Annotated in this window: 14 protein-coding genes; 1 reads left to right on the top strand and 13 read right to left on the bottom strand. The window is 40.7% G+C overall.

Annotation, left to right across the window (positions count from 1 at the left end; genetic code table 11):
- Positions 1-22: 22 nt before the first annotated feature.
- The 8 genes from HS960_RS12165 to HS960_RS12200 form a co-directional block, all read right to left on the bottom strand.
- A complete protein-coding gene (locus HS960_RS12165) occupies positions 23-1,480 on the bottom strand; it encodes an aldehyde dehydrogenase (NADP(+)) (protein WP_182332806.1) in 1,458 nt (485 codons plus the stop codon).
- A 169-nt stretch (positions 1,481-1,649) separates the two neighbouring features.
- The gene (locus tag HS960_RS12170) at positions 1,650-2,549 is read right to left on the bottom strand and encodes a dihydrodipicolinate synthase family protein (RefSeq protein ID WP_075991855.1); all 900 of its coding nucleotides are present in this window, start codon (positions 2,547-2,549) and stop codon (positions 1,650-1,652) included.
- A 405-nt stretch (positions 2,550-2,954) separates the two neighbouring features.
- The gene (locus tag HS960_RS12175) at positions 2,955-6,050 is read right to left on the bottom strand and encodes an efflux RND transporter permease subunit (RefSeq protein WP_182332808.1); all 3,096 of its coding nucleotides are present in this window, start codon (positions 6,048-6,050) and stop codon (positions 2,955-2,957) included.
- A 1-nt stretch (position 6,051) separates the two neighbouring features.
- Complete coding sequence (locus HS960_RS12180; RefSeq protein ID WP_182332809.1) at positions 6,052-7,158, bottom strand: efflux RND transporter periplasmic adaptor subunit; 1,107 nt, start codon at positions 7,156-7,158, stop codon at positions 6,052-6,054.
- Positions 7,155-8,429 carry a TolC family protein gene (locus tag HS960_RS12185; RefSeq protein WP_159728902.1) on the bottom strand — a complete coding sequence of 425 codons (1,275 nt, stop codon included), beginning with the start codon at positions 8,427-8,429 and terminating at the stop codon, positions 7,155-7,157. The genes HS960_RS12180 and HS960_RS12185 overlap by 4 nt, the downstream gene beginning before the upstream one ends.
- A gap of 90 nt (positions 8,430-8,519) precedes the next feature.
- Complete coding sequence (locus tag HS960_RS12190; protein WP_159728904.1) at positions 8,520-9,866, bottom strand: sensor histidine kinase; 1,347 nt, start codon at positions 9,864-9,866, stop codon at positions 8,520-8,522.
- Positions 9,867-9,868: 2 nt separating this feature from the next.
- Positions 9,869-10,549, bottom strand: coding sequence for a response regulator transcription factor (locus HS960_RS12195; protein WP_182332811.1), 681 nt, complete (start codon positions 10,547-10,549; stop codon positions 9,869-9,871).
- 282 nt (positions 10,550-10,831) lie between these two features.
- The gene (locus tag HS960_RS12200) at positions 10,832-11,362 is read right to left on the bottom strand and encodes an NAD(P)H-dependent oxidoreductase (RefSeq protein ID WP_182332813.1); all 531 of its coding nucleotides are present in this window, start codon (positions 11,360-11,362) and stop codon (positions 10,832-10,834) included.
- A 154-nt stretch (positions 11,363-11,516) separates the two neighbouring features.
- Here HS960_RS12200 and HS960_RS12205 point away from each other — a divergent pair, with 154 nt between their 5' ends.
- Positions 11,517-11,876 (top strand): winged helix-turn-helix transcriptional regulator, encoded by a 360-nt coding sequence (locus HS960_RS12205; RefSeq protein WP_182332815.1) that lies wholly within the window; start codon positions 11,517-11,519, stop codon positions 11,874-11,876.
- 32 nt (positions 11,877-11,908) lie between these two features.
- Here the strand turns inward: HS960_RS12205 and HS960_RS12210 are convergent, their stop codons facing one another.
- The 5 genes from HS960_RS12210 to HS960_RS12230 form a co-directional block, all read right to left on the bottom strand.
- Positions 11,909-12,406, bottom strand: a complete 498-nt coding sequence (locus tag HS960_RS12210; protein ID WP_182332817.1) for a DinB family protein — start codon at positions 12,404-12,406, stop codon at positions 11,909-11,911.
- 377 nt (positions 12,407-12,783) lie between these two features.
- On the bottom strand, positions 12,784-14,466 hold the full coding sequence (locus HS960_RS12215) for a glycoside hydrolase family 32 protein (protein ID WP_182332819.1): 1,683 nt from the start codon (positions 14,464-14,466) through the stop codon (positions 12,784-12,786).
- Positions 14,467-14,719: 253 nt separating this feature from the next.
- Positions 14,720-16,135 (bottom strand): Gfo/Idh/MocA family protein, encoded by a 1,416-nt coding sequence (locus HS960_RS12220; RefSeq protein WP_182332821.1) that lies wholly within the window; start codon positions 16,133-16,135, stop codon positions 14,720-14,722.
- An 11-nt stretch (positions 16,136-16,146) separates the two neighbouring features.
- Positions 16,147-17,538 (bottom strand): 3-keto-disaccharide hydrolase, encoded by a 1,392-nt coding sequence (locus tag HS960_RS12225; protein ID WP_182332822.1) that lies wholly within the window; start codon positions 17,536-17,538, stop codon positions 16,147-16,149.
- A 248-nt stretch (positions 17,539-17,786) separates the two neighbouring features.
- Entirely contained in the window at positions 17,787-19,664 is a 1,878-nt protein-coding gene (locus HS960_RS12230) for a RagB/SusD family nutrient uptake outer membrane protein (RefSeq protein WP_182332824.1), read from the bottom strand.
- Positions 19,665-19,674 lie beyond the last annotated feature (10 nt).

The raw sequence follows: 19,674 nt of genomic DNA on the forward strand, positions 1-19,674 counted from the left end.
TTTATATGGTCATTTGTTTCTATTATGCTTTAGTCCATTGCTGATTGACCAAGCGGTCAATTTGTAATGGGTTTCCGTCTTGTAGTTCTTTAGGCAAAAATTCATTTGGCCAATTTTGAAAACTAATGGGGCGAAGAAAGCGCTTTACCGCATCGGGCCCTACAGAAGTAAAACGCGCATCTGTGGTTGCCGGATAGGGTCCGCCATGATGCATAGCATACTGTACTTCAACCCCAGTTGGCATACCCTGAAACAAAAGCCTTCCGCATTTGTCCTGTGCAATTGAAAAGAGTGCCTGGCATTCGTGGATGTCCTGCGCCGATGCCGCAAAAGTGATGGTTATCTGTCCTTCGAGCTGCTCCATTACATTTTTCATTTCATTGAGGTCCGCACAGGATATAATTAGTCCAAAAGGTCCAAAAACCTCTTCCAATAACTTAGGATTAGCCAAAACTTGGCTTGCTTCCGCCTCAGCAAGCAGGGCCTGAGCAAAATCTTGCGCTGTATTATCCTGCCCTTCTTCCAATATACTGACACCATCGTATTGAACCATTTCCCCTTTTAAACGGTTGTAACTATCCAATATTCCTGCGTGCAGCATTTTGCCGGTAGCGGCAGCTTGAAGTTCCTTCTTCAACTCCGCTTTAAATCGATCTAGTTGTTCGCCGCCGACACTTACTAAAACACCTGGATTGGTACAAAATTGGCCAACACCTAAAAGCAGTGAGGCAATATACTGCTTAGCAAAAGGTTCCAGATTGTTCCCTAAGTAGTCCGGTAAAAGAAAAACCGGATTTACGCTCCCCATTTCGGCAAATACAGGAATAGGATCAGGTCTTGACTGGCCCAGGTCAAATAAAGCTTTCCCACCACGGAAAGAACCTGTAAATGCAACTGCTTTTACGAATCTGTGGCGGACCAATTCTTGTCCAGCAGCAAATGAATCCGACAGCACATGATTAAAAACGCCACTTGGGGCTCCTTGTTTTGAGATCGCCCGATCAATAGCGTCAGCCATTAATTGCGAAGTTTTAAGATGAGCGGGATGTGCTTTTACGATAACCGAACAGCCGGCACCAATGGCACTGGCTGTATCCCCACCTGCCGTTGAAAAAGCAAAAGGAAAGTTGCTTGCGCCAAAAACCACAACAGGACCAAGCCCTTTATTATACTTCCGTAAATCAAATTGACCATTTGGGTCACGATCTATCCGTGCTTCACTGTATAAACCAGTTCGCACAGCATCGGCATATCGACGCCATTGATTGACCGTTCTCGCTTTTTCACCTTGCAGTCTACCCAAAGGAAGGGCCGTTTCCAGATGGGCCGTTTCAATCAGGATGTCTCCCAATGCCTCAATTTCAGCGGCAATGGCATACATCAATTCCGCCCGTTCAATTACATCAGTTTTTTGAAGAAACTGAAATCCAGCCTCCGCCTGTTTTACGACGTAATCAATCTCATTTTCGTTTCTATCCATTCCTTTTGTTTTTATTGTAAGTATCTATCTTCAAAAATCAATAAAAACCTTCCTGATATCTTTATTCCTTGCGGCTTTAAATATAATAAGAAGGTCCTTTTCGCCTATTTTTACCCGGTCCTAAAAAGGAAATTTTCTGAACCTTCGTCCAGAAAGTTCAGAAGCATTCCTATAATTGTGGTCTAGTTGCGATTGAATCTGCAATAATTTTTTTAACACGTTGTTCTTCCTCGCCGATCAATGGCAATCTGGGAGCGCGTGTATAAGGTGTTGAAATTCCTTCTGCTGTCGCCGCCAATTTAATATATTGGACCAATTTAGGATGAATATCCAATTCCAATAAAGGCATAAACCAACGGTATATTTCTACAGCCTTGCTGTACTCGCCAGCCTTTACAAGATCGTACATGGCCACAGTTTCTCTTGGAAATGCGTCGACCAGTCCAGCAACTAAACCATCAGCCCCTAACATCAAAGACTCAAGCCCCAACGTATCTACGCCAGCCATAATCTTTAATCGATCACCAAAACGATTTTTCAAACGCGTGATATTTGTTAAATCTCGTGTAGACTCTTTCACTGCCTGAATATTTGGTTCCAATAAGAGTTCCTCAAACATATCAAGCGATACATAAGTACTATAGTCAACAGGGTTGTTATAGATTAAGATTGGCAATTTGGTGCTTTGTGCAACAGCACGAAAATAAGCGACCGCTTCTCTATCATCAGCTCTATAGCGCATCGGTGGCAATAACATCAAACCATCTGCGCCTAATTCTTCACTGGTCTGAGCTACTTTGATCGCTGCAGCAGTTGTATTTTCTGCAATATTCAACAACACCGGTACACGCCCAGCAACAACCTTCAACGCATATGTCAATAAATCATACTTTTCTTCCGTACTCAAAACACTTGCTTCACCCAATGATCCAGCGATAATCAAACCGTGAACGCCTCCATCCAATTGTGCTTCAATGTTTTTACCAAACATATCAAAATCCAAATTTCCATTTTCATCAAATGGTGATAACATTGCAGGATAAATTCCTTCCCATTTAAATTGTGCCATAGCGTATTATTTTAATATTTCTTTATCACAAATCTATTTGGAATAGCGAGGTCAATCTTCTTATGAATTAATCAACACTGACCTAATATTGACCTTTTCTAGTAAATACAACTCATGAAAAAGCGGAAGAATGGCTTTCTAATTTTAAATACAGATTTATAACTTATTTCAGCAAAACTTCAGATTAGTGCTTTGTAATTTGAAATTTGATTTCAACAACTTAAATGTAAGTTCAACATTTATAACAAGATTTACAAAAAATAGCATGTAAAAGATATATACATGTTTATCGGCGTAAAATTTTGACAGCTATTATGGAATGTATAGCTGCAGATTAGAAATAACAAAGGTTGCACTGTCTGACAGGCAACCTTTGTATCGTATATAATAATTAAAAATGGGTAACTAATCGCGGCTCTCCTTTTTATAAGAGAAGTAAAAAACGATTGGCAGTACGGAAAACGATAGAATCATACAAATAATCAATCCGCCGACAATCATAATAGCCAAGGGTTTTTGGATTTCAGATCCCATTCCGTTTGAAAGTGCAGCCGGCAATAACCCCATTGCCCCCATTAACGCAATCATTAGGATGGGTCTGATCCGGCTTTTTACAGCTTCATAAATAGCGGGTTTCAAGCTCATTTTATTCAACAGATTTTCTTTCATTATCCCTATTAAAACAATGCCGTCAATCGTGGCTACACCAAAGAGAATAATAAATCCGATACCCGCCGAAATTCCAAATGTCGTCCCAGTAACCCACAGCGATACAAAACCGCCTATAAAAGCAAATGCCAGTGTCAGCGAAGAGATCAACGTATCTTTGACGTTGCCAAAATTGGCATACAACAAGAGTAAAATCAAAATAAGAGAAATTGGCACAACATTCATCAGCTGTTTTGTAGCCCGTTCTTTGCTTTCGAATTCTCCTGCCCACACGACCTTATAAGATTTGGGCAATTTAACATCTTTTTCTATTTGTTTTTTTGCATCTGTAATTGTACTTCCCAAATCCCGCCCTTCAATGTTGAAGCCAACACCGATATAACGGGAATTGCCCTCTCTGTAAATAAATGCCGGACCGGTATGGTAATCTATTGTTGCGATCTCCCGAAGCGGTACTTTCTGATCATTCATCGTGGGAATGATGATATTTCCGATCTTCTCAGGATTGTCACGATACGATTTTTGGAAGCGGAGACGTACATCAAAGATGCGCTCGTTTTCATAGAAATGTGTCACAGATTGCCCGCCAATAGTCATTTCAATCACAGATTGCACATCCTTGGTCGAAACACCATATTTGGCCATTTTCGAATCATGCAGCTGAATCCTTAGTTCAGGCAAACCGATATTTTTGAAAACATTGATGTCCGTAATACCGTTCACCTTTTTAAGTGATTCGGCAAACTTATTGGCTTTATTTTCTAAATCTTGTAAATTCTCACCAAAAATTTTGATGACCAGCGGACTTTTTACTCCGGCTACATACTCCTCTACATTATCTTGGATAGGCTGGCTAAAACCAAAATTTATTCCCGGAAAAGTCTGAAGACTATCCCGCATCTGACCAATCAATTTCTCTTTTGACAGCTTTCTTTTCCACTCGCCTTCGGGTTTCAATTCAATATTGAATTCAATATTGAAAAAACCGGTTGGATCTGTACCATCATTGGGGCGGCCTGTTTGCGTCATGATAAAATCAATCTCGTCAAACTGCTTCATCAATTTTGCTTTCATGGTTTTGGTCAGCTTCACAGATTCTTCTAGGTTGACACTATTGGGTAAGGTTGCGCGGACATAAATTGCACCTTCATTCAGTTTCGGAAGAAACTCTGAACCATAATGGCTAAACCGAAAAATACAGACGAGCAAAGCAGCAATAAAAATCGACAATGTCCATTTTGGATGGTCGAAAGCTTTCCTAAAACCTTTAAAAATGGCATTGCGGCTGACCTTGGTGATCTTATTCTCATCTTCTTTGATATTCTTTTTCAATAAGTATTTACACATCGCGGGCACATAGGTCAAACTCAGGATCAAGGAACCCAACAAGGCATAACCGAGCGTAAAAGCCAACGGTGAGAACATCTTTCCTTCCACCTTTTGAAAAGAGAAAATCGGAGTCAATGCGACAATTAAGATCAATAGGGCAAAAAAGATATAGCCTGCTACAGAGCCGGCACTTTTCTTAATGATTCCTAGCTTGGAGATTTTATTAAAGCGTTCCGTCCCGAGCCGATGAGCCTCTTTTTCCAAAGAGACAAAAACAGTCTCCACGATGACCAGCGTTCCTTCGAGCAACAATCCAAAGTCCAATGCCCCCATGGAAATCAAATTTGCAGGGAGCCCCTGTATTTTCAAACAAATAATCGCAAATAGGAAGGCCAATGGGATCACCGATGCAACCATAAAGGTTGTCTTCCAATTGTTTAAAAAGATAAAGACAATAATCGAAACCAGAAGAACACCTTCTATCAGGTTTTTGGAAACCGTATGCACGGTATTATTTACCAGTTTTGTGCGATCTATAACGGGTTCAATCTTGACATTTGCAGGTAAAATACGTTGGTTCAGCTCTTCAATTTTTGCTTTTAGCTTGGTGACTACAGCCGAAGGATTTTCTCCCCTGAGCATAATGACGATTCCCTGGACAAGATCATCTTCCTGGTTGAGTCCCACCTGTCCAAGCCGTGGCTTTGCCCCCAGTTCGATTTCGGCTACATGCTTGACTAAAATCGGTGTATTGCCGACCACCTTGATCAAAATATTACCAATATCATCGATTTTATCCAATAGGCCTACACCACGCACAACATAAGCCTGATTTCCTTTTTGGATCACATCGCCGCCAACATTGATATTCGAACGCGATACGGCTTCATAAACATCCAGTGGCGACAAGTTATAATTGGCCAACTCTGTTGGATTGATCTTTATTTCATAGATCTTTTCCTCCCCCCCAAAGCTGACGACATCCGCCACGCCGGGCACACCGACAAGCTCCCTTTCAATCACCCAATCCTGAATAGCGGAGACTTCCTTGATCGGAAGATTACTTTTCACTACATAGCGAAAAATTTCTCCGGTAGCACCAGATGGTGGTTCGATGGAACTCTCGGCCCCTTCTGGTAAATCAATGGAACGCATCTTATTACCCGCATACTGTTGGGCATAAAAATCCGCTACCCCATCCTCAAATTGAATCGTTACAACAGATAACCCAAACAAGGAGATGGAACGAACATCCGTTTTCTTTGGAATGGTATTCATTTCTTTGGTAACAGGCAGTGTAACGAACTTTTCTATTTCTTCAGCACTGCGCCCGGGCCACTGTGTGATAATCCTAACCCGTGTGTTGGTCACGTCGGGGAAAGCCTCGATCGGTGTATGGAGGTAGGCATATATTCCGCCGAACAATAATGCCAGCGTAAAAAACAGGACGACCAAGGAATGTTTCAATGAGAATGAAACAATATTTTGTACAACTTTCTTCATCCTATCTATTTATCAGTTCATCAAATACGATCAGCTCATTTTCGGTCAGCACCTGATCTCCCTCGGCTACACCAGATTTGACAAAAGCGTATGTTTCATTCTCAGCGACAATATCAATAGCTTTAACCGACAGGTCGCAGTCATTTTTGTAGCGTACAACGAAATTCTGATTGTTATGGAGGATAATGGCATCTTTCGGAATTGCCAGCATACGCTCTCCCTGTCCCGAAACAGCCTTTTCGACCAGCACATCCACGCTCATGCCCGGCTTCAATCTCAGGTCTTTGTTCAACAACTTTACGCGCGCTTTGACCACACGTTCCTCCGGATCAAAGAAGTTGGCTACCTGATCAATATAACCGTCAAAAGTTTCACCTTTATAAGCCAGTGTAGTGATCTTGACAGGAGCCCCGTTTTTGACAAAAGGTAAATTATTTGCATAGATATTGACCGAAACCCACACCTCATTCAGTTTACTGACCGACAGCAAATCGGCGTCATCGCCAACAGTCATACCAGGACTCACCTTTTTATCTACGATATAGCCAGCTTTGGGTGCACGGATGTAAAACACACCATTTTCCGAGGAACCATTCAGCAAACTCATGTTCGCTTTCACATGGCGGATTCCAATCTGCACGGCTTTCAATTCACTTTCCATCTCTTCCAGCTCCCGCTGGGAAGCCATACCATCTTTCAGCAGGCTACGCAGGCTAAGCAATTTACTCTCCGTCAGCCGCTTGCTATTTTCCAGCTCCCGCAGCTCCTTTCCTAAGTCATTGACCGAGGTCCCTTTAAGCGATACCAGAATCTGTCCTTTTTCTACATAATCGCCCATCTTGACCGAAACAGACTGCACGATACCATGTATAGGGCTCTTTAGCGCAGCAAGTTCATCCTGATCGTATTGGATAACCCCATTTAAAGCGATCTGTTCAAATACCGTTCGCTTCTGTATCGAATCAATTTTAATTTGGTTTTTAAAGTCGGCGCTAAGACAAAAGCCTTTAGCAGCAGGAATAGGCTGCTCATCATTTTTCGCCGGCTGACAGCTCCACAATAAACAAATAGATAGCAGTGTCAATGACGTTAAAAAATTACTTTTCATGAGACAATATCCTTTCCGATCAAGTAAATCAGTTCCTCCCTATACTGAAGATATTTCGCCCTGCGTTCCAATATTGATTCTTTGTTTTCCATATAATTATTGATAAAATCTATAAATTCAACGATGGTCAGTCTCCGTTGTTGGAAATTGCGCACATAGCGTTCTAGCGCTACGTCCAATTTACCATCAAAGCCGATATCCGTTGTCTTCAAACTCGTTTCAAGGTTGCTGAGCCGCTCCGAAAGGAAGTCGATCTCCCGTTCGATGTCGATACGAAATTGCTCGATTTCCACTTTATTTTTCTCAAGCTCCAGTTTAGCGATTTTGATATTCCCCTGGTTCCGGTTAAATAGAGGAAGATCCATAGCAACCCCCAGCCCTATAAAATCGCGCATGATATTTCCGCCACGGTCGTAATTCATGGAGACCTGCAAATCTGGTATACGTTCGGCCTTTTCTATTTTCAGCTGAGCATCGCTTTTTTTCAATTCGTTATGGATGATCTTATAGTCGCTGCGATTGTCGAGGGCCATCGTTTTCCATTCTTGTTTTTTTCCCTGGAGAAAATGCGGCATGCCGATCGTATCTGATATAGTGAGTGCGGTCCCTTTCTCTCCGAGATAGCGCGCAACTTCATTCATTTTTGTGATTTTTTCCTGTTGGATTTCATTCAGTTTATTACCAAATGCGATAGACTCGCTTTGAATCCTGAGATAGTCCATCTCACTTACATTGCCTTCTTTCCACTGATTTTGGTATGATTTTGCCAACGTCTGAAAGATATCCACCTGACTATTATATAACTTCTCCTTTTCCTGCAGGATCTGCAATTCGAGACATTGGCTCCGGAGATCATATTTTAGGTTCCGCAGCAATTCCTCAAATTGGAGCTGGGCATTTTCTTTTTCGAGAAGCTGCAATTGCACCCTTTTTTTTCGTTTGCCAGCCATTTCGATGGTCTGTTCCAGTTCGACCGCTACCTGCTGGTACTTACCGTAATTTCCGATCAGAGCCGGAAAGGATTCGCTGGAAGGGTTTTTCCAAAGATTGACTTCAGAGATGGAAATCGTTGGATTGGGCCACAACTTTGCCTGAAGCACGGCAGCTTCGGCTTGCTGCATATGAAAACGCTGCGCCATTAAAGTCAGGTTATGGGCAAGGAATACCTGCTCGATCTCCGCCTTTCGCAAACGGTTTTCAACCGCCTCCTGCGAAAATAGCTTGCTATTCAGGCCAAGAAGTAAAAATAATGTAATACGTAGTTTTCTCACTTAATTTTGAATTTCCACAAAACTAACTGACAGGGATTACAGGCAACTTTAGGTTAAATTAAAGTTTGATTAGAAGGGATTAGAAAATGATTAGAATTGAGGGAATAATAGGGATACCGTTGTACCTAGATCATTTGAACGAATATCAAAGTCTACCCCTTGATCCTTAAATACAATCTGCGCAAAAGAGAGACCGATGCCGCTGCCCTTAACTTTACCAACATTTGATCCTCGATAAAAAGTCTGTTTCACAGACTCCAGTTCGGCTTGTGGGATACCAATACCATGGTCTATGATTTGCAAAGACAGCCTGCCATTTACACCTGTCATTCGGACAAGAACTTCCTGCCCATTTGCATATTTCAGTGCATTTTCGATTAAATTGGAAATAGACAGACTGACGAGCATCTTATTGCCCCGAAAATTAAAGTATCGCGGTTCATCGACCTGTATATCGACTTTCAAGGGCACGGCAAATGATCTCGAAAACTTAGGAACAAGATCCCATACGATCTCGTCTATGCGAAAGGTTTCCAGTGAACGTTTCAGCGCCTGATCGTCGGTCAGCAATAGAAAATTACCAATAAGCTGATTCAGAAAATTCACATGCTCAGTAATGGTTTCGGCCAATTCATGATATTCTTCTTCACTTCTGACCTTTGTACCGAAGACCTCCATTGAGCCCAGGATTCCCGCCAAAGGCGTTCGAAACTCGTGTGAAACATAACTGACAAAATTCTTTCTAATAATCATATTTTCGCTGATCCGACGTAGGAGCGCATTATAACTCTCAATAAGATCTTGTAGTTCATCCTTCGTTTTTATAGTCGTCAGGGGCTCCTGAATCGTGCTTAAATCCTTATGCTGAATTTCTTGGATCACTTTACGAATGGGGAGATAAGCATATTTACTCAGCCAAACCGACAACAAGGCAATACTGATCAATGCAACGAGAAAAACAAAGACAAGCGTAATGAGCAAACGATTCAATTGATGATCAAAATCTGCGCTCGACTCTTTGACAAACACAAAGAAGTCACCCTGATTATCTGGATAATACAAACCAAAATAAAAGCTATCTTCTGTTTTAAAATAAATCGTTTTGTCTGTTTTCAGCTGGCTCAGCAAATCCTTATTAATTTGACTATCAAAGCGCATACCGCCATAACTTACTTTTCCTTCGGCGTTATAAACTGCTACCATGGCACGTTTGACCAGGCTTTCATATTGATTTTTAGATTCCAAATGCTTTAGTGGGCTCTGCTCATCCGCCTCGAGGTAATAAATACCAGCTATTTTTGCATTTTTTTCGAGGGAACTGATCAGATGTCGTTCCGAGGAATTATAAAATATCCAGTAGATGACTAGCGTTGCAAGCCCAAAAATAATGGTGAATACCAGCGTAGAAAAGAGTGTAAGCCGAATTTTTAAATTCATTGTCAGTCCGTTGTAAGCATATAACCGACTCCTTTCACCGTTTTGATAATGGAGGTATCGCTCCCCTCATCAACCTTGCCTCTTAGATAAGAAACGTACACATCGACGACATTGGTGCTGTTATCAAAATCGATTCCCCAAACGGCCTGCAAGATTGCAGTACGTGAAAGCGTTTTATTCCGATTTTCGATCAGATACTTAAATAGTTTAAATTCTTTGGGAGAGAGATCGACATTTTTACCATTCTTATGAACTTCATAACGTTCAAGATCCACTTTTAAATCACGAATTTCTACGCTACTGTCCTTTGGCGCGTTTTTATAATTGTCCCGGCGTACCAGGGCTTTGATACGGCTCACCAATTCCTTAAAGGAAAAGGGCTTGACGAGATAGTCATCAGCACCACTTTCCAAGGCCTCGACCTTATCTTCAATCTCCCCTAAGGCGCTCAAAATCAATATCGGAATATGATTTTTTCGATACCTGACCATCTTCGTAAACTGGATACCATCAATTCCGGGCAGCATGATATCAAGTACAATAATATCCAAAGAATCTGTATTGATCCATTCACGTGCGGCTTCCGCAGATTCAACTAAAATGACCTGGTGCCCCATTTCTTCCAGACCTTTCACCACAAAGCTGCTAATCCTGCGATCGTCCTCTACTAAAAGTATCTGCATATTATACGCTGTTTATTTTTATGCGGGATTATAAAAATTGCGAATTCCTCCCGGAATTCTACAAGTATACGAATTTACAATTTAATCACTCAGTGCCCCATAGCGGTTTGGTTACGACATCACGACCAATGCCAACCCAATTCAGGTGTAAAATATTACACATCCTATAATTTGTTTATATTTAGCTTAACAATTCGGTAAGGAATCAATATGAACACAGTATTGCGCTCCAACAGGAAAAGAAGTCATGAGAGCAGCCTTGTTGACATATGAATTCACTGACTATAACTGCTCCAGAAAACTCAGATACTGCGAAACACTTTGCGCTATCCATTCTTTGGATGACTCTTTTTCTATTCCGTAAAAGACGAAAGGCTTTTTATAATTCGCTTTAACATAGTCAAAAGTAATTTCAAAAGGACTTGTTAATTGCTCCATGCTATATTTATACTTACCCGTAACCCCATACTCCTGCTCGTCTATCCCAGCCGAAATCGCTAATGCGATTTTCTTTCCTTCCAGTTTATACCCACTTTGTTTACCGTAAGCCCACCCGTAGGTAAGCACCTCATCCAACCACTGCTTAAAAAAAGGCGGGCAGTTAAACCAATAAAAGGGGAATTGAAATACAATTTTATCATATTTCTCCATCATCTGCTGTTCTGCCACGACATCAATTTTACCGTCAGCATAGACTTGATGCAACTGATGGATCTCATACAAATCGGGGTGGTTTTCCAAGGCCCTGACCCAACTTTTACTTACGAGAGAGGTCCCAAAATTAGGGTGAATAACGACTATTAATGTTTTCATATTTTTATTTATGTATCTATGTACAAGTCACCAGGTCTAGCCAATTCATTGCGGCAATTTTAATAAACGACATGACTGTGATTTAAAAATAGCGACATAATTCCTATTTTGGCCTATCTGTAACCCAATGTTAGGTACTATAAAAAATGTGCGTATGACTAAAATCAAGACGAGTTCCACTAACTTTTCAAATAAAAAGCAACTTGAGCATAATTGCCCCGAAGTCTTTGCCGCTAATGTGATTGGCGGTCAATGGGCGCTAGCCATTTGTTGTTATCTCATCAATGGCGCGCTACGTTATTCTGAAATCAAAAGATGTTTACCAGGTATCACTGAACGTATGCTCACCCTACGATTGCGAAAGCTGGAAGAGGATAACATTATAAAACGTACTGTATATGCAGAGGTACCGGCACGCGTACTCTATGAGCTAACTGCGCTGGGTTATGAACTCAAACCAATTATTCAAGAACTTGGGAAATGGGGAGAAAAGTTACAACAAGTTCAAAAATAATAGCCTCTAGCGGACAAAAATATAGTTGGTTTTTAATTGATACATCGTGCCGTTACCAGTAATTGGCCAACATGGCGCTGTGCATGCTCAGCAGCGTGGAACAACAAACCAATCAAGGTCGTAGGGATTCGTTTTCTACCCAAAAAACGCACTTCCGTCAAGGTTTTCGGATCAATTAACGCTAGTTTTTGCACAGATTGCTGAATCTGTCGGTGTAAGTTTTCTACAAGCGCTGTTACGCTCACATCGCTATTTTCTATACCTTCCTTATGGAGGTCGTCAAATTGCTCATCCGACAAGGATTTGTTTTCGGCATAAGTAAACATGCGATCGATTACCCCACGAATATGCTGAAGGTGAAAACCTATACTGGCATTACCCCCCGGTTTTGTCCAAAGTTGTGCTGAAGATAGTTGTGCAGTATACTTTAAAACATCTTCTTCAACCTGCAAGAGTGCATGAGCAACAGGTTGGAGAAGAGCAGGAACCCCTTCAATAGGTCCACGCATCCATACTTCTAAATTTTCCATGTTTCTAAAATAGCTAATTGTCTACAACTGATGCTTTTTAAAGTCCACGAAGCCAAAGCGTGCAAAAAGAATACAGCGAACAGTCCGTTTTCGTTAAAAAATACAGTTTACTCCTATAAAAATAGGTACTTCCAATAGCTTGTTTAAAGAAGATTAAATTATTTTTTAAAATAAATTTGCATAGTGTAGGAAATACACTTACCTTTGTATCATCATAATTTAGGTTTATAATTGGTTATTTAAGGTTTTCATTCTCCCCGTTTGAAAACCTTTTTTTTTAAAAAATGACCAAAAAAATATAGTCTTCCAGCACTATTTTTATCATCCTAACAAATTGACAAAAACAGTCTCTCCATTATCGCTATATCATAAAAGTCTTATTTAAACCATATACTGTCAAGCGCATAGAGGTCAGCAGATTCCAATACAACTTCACCATTAAAAGTGACGAGTTCATAAGTTAAATTATTCCGATCAAAATTATAATTTATGGGCATGTAAACTTCTCCATTTTGCGCAAAAAGCTCGAGTCCTGTCCGATCTACAAGCAACTTCAATGCGAGTTTTTTATTTCGCAGCGGTACTTGAGCCCTTACATTATCAACAAGGAGCTCTTCCGTCGAAACGTTATAATTAATTGCCAAGCCCCTCACATTGATCTGAATATTTTTGGCTTGTTGTGGATCGATGACCAAATCCAATTCAGCAAGCTCAGCCTTAAAATGCTGAAACAAACTTGAATCGTTCGAACTAATTTTCTTTCGGCTGATGCTGAGTTTTTCTTTTCTTAATTTTTGCAATTCTGTCACCGGCTCCCGAAAAAGGCGAATACCCTTTTCCGTACTTTTCAATTTGAGTTCCATTGGAATACTCATGGATTGATTAAAAGCGGAGTTCCCTTGATTTGTATGTGTGCGCCACCAGCCGATTTCAATGCGTCGCTTCTTCGGTTCATTGCTAAAAGTTTGCGCGGCATAATAATCACGACCATATTGACTAAACAGGCGTTCGATCTCAGGATGAAAAGATTTTCCATCAAACTCTCCGATCGCATATTGGCTATTAGCCCCCGTCAAAACCCATTTTTTATTGTTCGGGTTACCGTCTACCGCCAATTCAAAGAATTCGGGACACTCAAATAAATAACGGTCATTACCCCGCCCGCCTTTTATTTTGCTCGCAAATGTCCATATTTTTAAATCCTTTGAGGTAAAAATCTGCATCGTGTGTTGTTCCTGTTCCTCTTCAACATAAAGTACAAGAACCCATTGCTTTGAGGGAGCATGCCAAATTACTTTTGGATCTCGGTTTCCTGTTGTTATTTTATCCAAAATATGGTTTGGCATTTTCTCAAATTTCTGACCATCCAAGCTGTATGCCAATCCCTGTCCCCATGATTTCTCCGCAGCCGTATAAAACAGGATCATGAGGTTTGTTACCCCATTTCTCCCAAAACCAGCCGTATTGTTACTATCCACGACAGCTCCACCGCTAAACATGACGCCAGATTCGTCTGGATATAAAGCCTCTCCCAATTCCTTCCAATGCAACAGATCGGAGGACACGGCATGCCCCCAATGCATATTGCCCCAATTGGTTCCATAGGGATTATGTTGAAAAAACAGGTGATATTGTCCATTAAAAAAGACCAGACCATTCGGATCGTTCAACCAACCTCTCTTGGCCGAAAAATGAAATTGTCCCCTTCGATCTTCAGCATAGACCTTATCGTTATCATCGGTATCACTCTGTGCAATAGGATTAAACAAAGGAATTTCTTTGTCTGATGTATTTGCCACCACCTTAAGCTGCTGTCCCTTCCACTTCCCTATATCAAGATAGGCTATCCAATCATAGGTACTATCTGCCAGTTCGACATCAAACCACCTTACTTTATCGTTTCCCAGCCATACCTCAACATGACGTTTGGGAGCACCATTTTTAATTGGAATTTTAAGATACCGATGGGTTGCCTGAAAAGATTGCGTTGATAAATTTTGACCATTGGCATTAAGGACCAATGCTACAATGCCTATAAAGAGCAGGGATACTTTATACATGACGTTAAGGTTTAAAAATTGAATTGCTGCATCACAAATATACCTAAGGGAGGAGAATTACTTTCTACTAGGACTGATCAAAATAGCGCTGATTTGTCTCAATTTGCTTGGGATTATCAGCTTTTTTCGACTTTCCAGCTCTTTTATATAAAGAGCAAGCAAATCGTACATTTCAGGAAAGACTTTTCATTTCAAAAACAAAAAGGGCAATGTTCACATTGCCCTTTACTTTCTATGCCCAGTTACTGGTCCATTACATCTTATAATACTGCTCCCAGCCTCTGGCAGGTGGAGGTCCAGCTAAGAGTGCATTGGCAAACTTATCATTAGTCACTTCTTTTGTCTTTGTATTCAAGATCAACTTGCTGTTTAAGCGTTGTGCAATTACACCCAAACAAAATACTTGGCTCAGAGGACCTGCAATTTCAAAAGCCGAGCGGGTCTTTTCTTCGCCTTTACAACCTTTTAAGAAATTAGCAAAGTGATTTGACGGTGATGTTGGCACTTCCGGTAACCGAGACTCCATTTCCTTAGCTTTCGCTGCTGGAATAATCTGCAAGGTACTAGCATGAGAGCCACCTTTAAATATCAAATCCTTGCTATAGATAATTTTCCCAGGATTTAATTTGGCGGGTTCCAATTTCCCTGTACTTGGTGCAGGAATATTAGGATCCAGTCCGGATACACCGTAGCCTTCCGGTATAGGTGGCAAATTATCCAGTCCATCATACCAATTGATATCTAGTGCTGGCATCTTTTTCCTTTTTGGGAAATGAAATTTCAAGGTCGAAGACATGGGGAAAAAATAGGAATTATACCCATCGAGCTTCACAGCGGACACTTCTGTAGGCAGCCCCAAATCTAAAAATTCATGCGCTGTATCCAATATATGTGCACCCCAATCACCCAATGCCCCCATTCCAAAATCATACCAACAGCGCCATTGACCATTCACAAAATCCTTATTATAATTATGGCCTATGGTCTGCATTTGCCAAAGATCCCAATCTAATGTTTCGGGCACCATTTCAGCGGCAGGAAAACCCTTCATGTTCACATCCCAGCCATGCCATCTACGCGGCATATTCATGTGCGCATCGATGCGCGTCACATCCTTAATAATACCGGCATCTTTCCAGGCTTTAAATTGAAAGTAATTGGCTTCGGAGTGCCCCTGATTTCCCATTTGGGTAGCAAGTTTAGGATTTTTCCGAGCTTTATTTGCCATCAGTTCAACTTCTAGGAATGTTCTCGCCATTGGTTTTTCCACGTAAACATGTTTACCCAAGTCCAGTGCAAGCATTGTTATGGCAAAGTGCGAGAAATCGGGAGTTCCGACACTTACAGCATCGATCTGATTTCCCATTTTGTCAAACATCACTCTAAAATCCTTAAACTTAGGTGCATCAGGAAACAAGCCCAAAATTTCCTGTGTATGCTTCGCGCCAAGATCAACATCACAGAGCGCAACAATATTACAAAGTCCTGTTTTATAGAGCTCTTTAATGATATCGGCAGCCCTATTTCCCAAGCCTACACAGGCTAAGTTGACACGCTCATTTGGCTTGGCCAAATTGACATTTCCCAAGACGCTATTAGACAACATCACAGCTCCTGCAGCGATAACAGACTGTTTAACAAAGCTTCTGCGCGATAAATAATGATTCATAAGAGATAAGCTTAATTGGGTGTATTGATTTTGATACTACGAAATGAAACACGATCACCGTGGTCCTGGAGAAGAATAAAACCTTCCTTCGCTTCGCCAAAGTTTTCCCAATCTTTATATTTGCTGATCTGAACCAAGTCTTTAAACGCTTTGGAGCCCCGCTCATAAGACAACATCTTAATTCCATTTAAATAGTGTTCAACTTTGTTATCTGCTGTAACCACAACCCTACCTCTATTCCACTCGCCGATCGGTCTAAGTGCGCGATCATCACGATTGGACGTAATGAGATCATAAAGCGATGCCAAGGTACGATTTCCATCACGTCCCAACTTCGCGTCAGGATGTAAAGCATCATCCAGCACTTGATATTCCAAACCAATCGCAGATCCTTTTGATTTTTCTTTTAAAGTCACAAAATACTTAACACCACTATTTGCTCCCGGACTAAGCTTAAATTCAAATGAAAGGTCAAACACAGCGTATTTATCTTTTGTGACGATATCACCACCATTGGTTGATTCTCCACCGTCGGATTTCAGAACAGTCATTTGTCCATCCTTAACTTGCCAGCCACGTTCCGGAAATTTATCGCCATGTATACTCCGCCAGCCTTTATTGGTTTTACCATCAAACAAAAGCTTAACACCCTTCTTCTTTTCAGCATCAGCCAAGTCATTTGGCTTCAAGTTCACGATATAAAGATCTTTTGGAAAACCTTTTGATTTGAGGTCGGTTGTTTTTATTTTAATATTCTTAAAGTACACTTTCTTTCCGTCCAGTTTAGGTGGAATACCATGCACCTGCAAACCGATAAAACCAGACCTATCGATCGTATCAACGACATAAGCAACAGGAATATCATTGATCCAAGTGCGCAGCTCATCACCAATGGCTTCAATTCGAATATGATTGAATTCCTCTACTTTATAGGCTTTTTTAGCATTTTCATTTAAATCGAGTGGATAAATCCATCCACGACGCGCCTCATCATAGATTCCACCTGTCCATGCACGGGCAGAGGGGTCTATTTCTACTTGCCTTCCATATACACGTCCGCGCCCATCGTTAGCCTTTGGATCAAGATGGCTCCGTGTCTGAATACCTGAGTTTGTTTCGTTACCTTCAAGTTTAACATCAAGTTCCAATATGAAATCACCATATTCTTTTTCAGTGATCAAAAAAGAATTGGGCGTACCTTTTGTCATTCTGCCGACAATAGCATCACCTTCAATAGAATAGGGAGCTTTTCCTCCGACGGATTTCCAGCCATTCAGCGTTTTTCCATCAAAAAGGTTTGTCCAACCTTTCTCATTACTTTTATCTGTCTGGGCATACGATAATACAGCATTGCTAACGATCGCTGCCATCACAACAGATTTAAATAGTGTATTTCTTTTCATTGTAAAATTTGATCTTGAGTCTATCGACCCGGTTTATTTATTCATCATTGGTTTGTCAATCATAACAAGTTAGAGACCATACTAGCGAAAGCCAGGAGACGATACTACACTTCACTTTCAAGCCAAATAGGCCCCCATTTACTTATTGGCTATTGATTCAATTGACTTAATAAAACAAGATATTAATTAATATAAGTGAAATGAATCAAATGATGTGATTTATTTACGAAAACGTTTGAAAACACTTGTTACTTATCTTCAACCAATAACGGCGTTTTATTTTTCTCGGCTCCCGGATAACCTATATTTTGATTGATAACACCTTTGATATTTGTATTAATTGCATTGGCAGGCACAGGCCATAAGATATGGTGCACACTAATTTTATATTCGGCCCATTTATGTTTGACCCCTTTATTATAGAAATTACTTTTAGCAACCACTCTATCGTACCAGAAATTAACTCCAGCTTGTTTAATATTCGCATTCGTTCCTCCTGGACCACTAATCTGTTTTAAATCATAGACACGACCACCAAATATTTCACATGGTTTTCGGGTTCTTGCGTAAATATAGGCAATCCTTACGAGCTCAATATGTCTGTTTTCTTCATAATACAACTCACGTGCACGCTCATCTAATAGCTCACCGATATTGATTTCGTCTGCCGTCAGCTGTGATGCACCGGCGCGTTGACGGACTTCGTTAATGGCAATGGCAGCCTGGCCAAGATCATTTTTCCAATAATAACTTTCTGCCAACAATAAATAGACTTCAGCAGAACGAAAAATATACCATGGGGTTTCCCCGCCCTCCCATTGTGTTTGCAATGGATCCGGTACAAATAATTTATAATGCGGCCAAGAGAACCATAGACGAATTGAATCCTCAACACTCATCCCCGCCGGTTTAACTAGATTTTTTCCATACCAGGGATTGCCAGTCTTTTTTAAGTTGGGCTCATTATATTTCAAATCTTCCATCTTTCTCCAACTATCCCGATTAAAGATCCCCCGCAAATCATTATCTTCTTTCCCAGATCTCCAAATCTGATTTGTAAAATACCAAGTTGGACGCAATCGTCCTATACCACGACCATAGTTCTTATTTAAATCCAATGAAAGATCAGTTTCATCCGCTGCTAATGATAGCCCTGTCCCCGTTTTTCCGTCCGGTGTTTTTATACCGCCGTTGTTCCAGAAAGGAACGCCATTACGCATTGTTCTTATGCGTGCAGAGCCATCAACTCCAGGATAAGAAACTACATACATTAAACCTTCGGTATTGGCCCCATCTAATTTTGCCTCAACACTATGAAGATCAAACATCAGATTGGTATTTGGTTTACTTTTATTCACCGTAAATCTGCTTTTCATAAGTGGATGAATAGCGACAATTTCTTTTCCAATAGCGATTGCCCGATCAAAATCTGCCAAAGCCATGCATACCTTCATCAACAATATACCACAAGCAGATTTGGAGGTACGCCCACGATCTACTTTTTCGGGTACCCATTGGTAGGCAAACTCCAGATCTTTACGTAATTTTTCGAGAATGCTCCAACGATCGTAACTATAGAAATCATATTTCGGTTCATTTATTTCTTTATCAATAAAAGGAACATCGCCAAATTGATGCACCAATTTAAAATAACGATAGGCACGTTGAAAATAAGCTGCTCCTAAAATCGCGTTTTTTTCATTTTCGTCTTTAAAAGTTCCTGCATCTATTCTTGAAATAATAAGATTAGCGTATTTTATTCCCTTAAATCCCTCGTACCAATACCAACCGACTTTAGTTCTATCGTTGTTATTGAGATCTGCATCGGGGAGCAGTGCGATATCCATATCCATTTGTGGACCAGCTTTATCTGTCGTACCTTCTACGGCTACTTCAGATTGAATCATCTCGGTCAAAATTGGTGCAGCATCGTCAAAAAATTCATGCCGCATATTTCTTTCACAGGCCGTTAAAGCGGAGTACATACCTTGCGCATCGGCTAGTGCAACATCAGGTTCATAGAAAGACAAGGGTTTCGGTTTAAGCCAATCCTTACTACAAGAAAATGTGAAAAAAGCCATTGAACCAATACATAAACTAAATATTATATTTTTTTTCAATTTCATGATCTAAAAA

The organism is Sphingobacterium paramultivorum (genome assembly GCF_014109745.1).
GTDB classification, from domain to species: domain Bacteria; phylum Bacteroidota; class Bacteroidia; order Sphingobacteriales; family Sphingobacteriaceae; genus Sphingobacterium; species Sphingobacterium paramultivorum.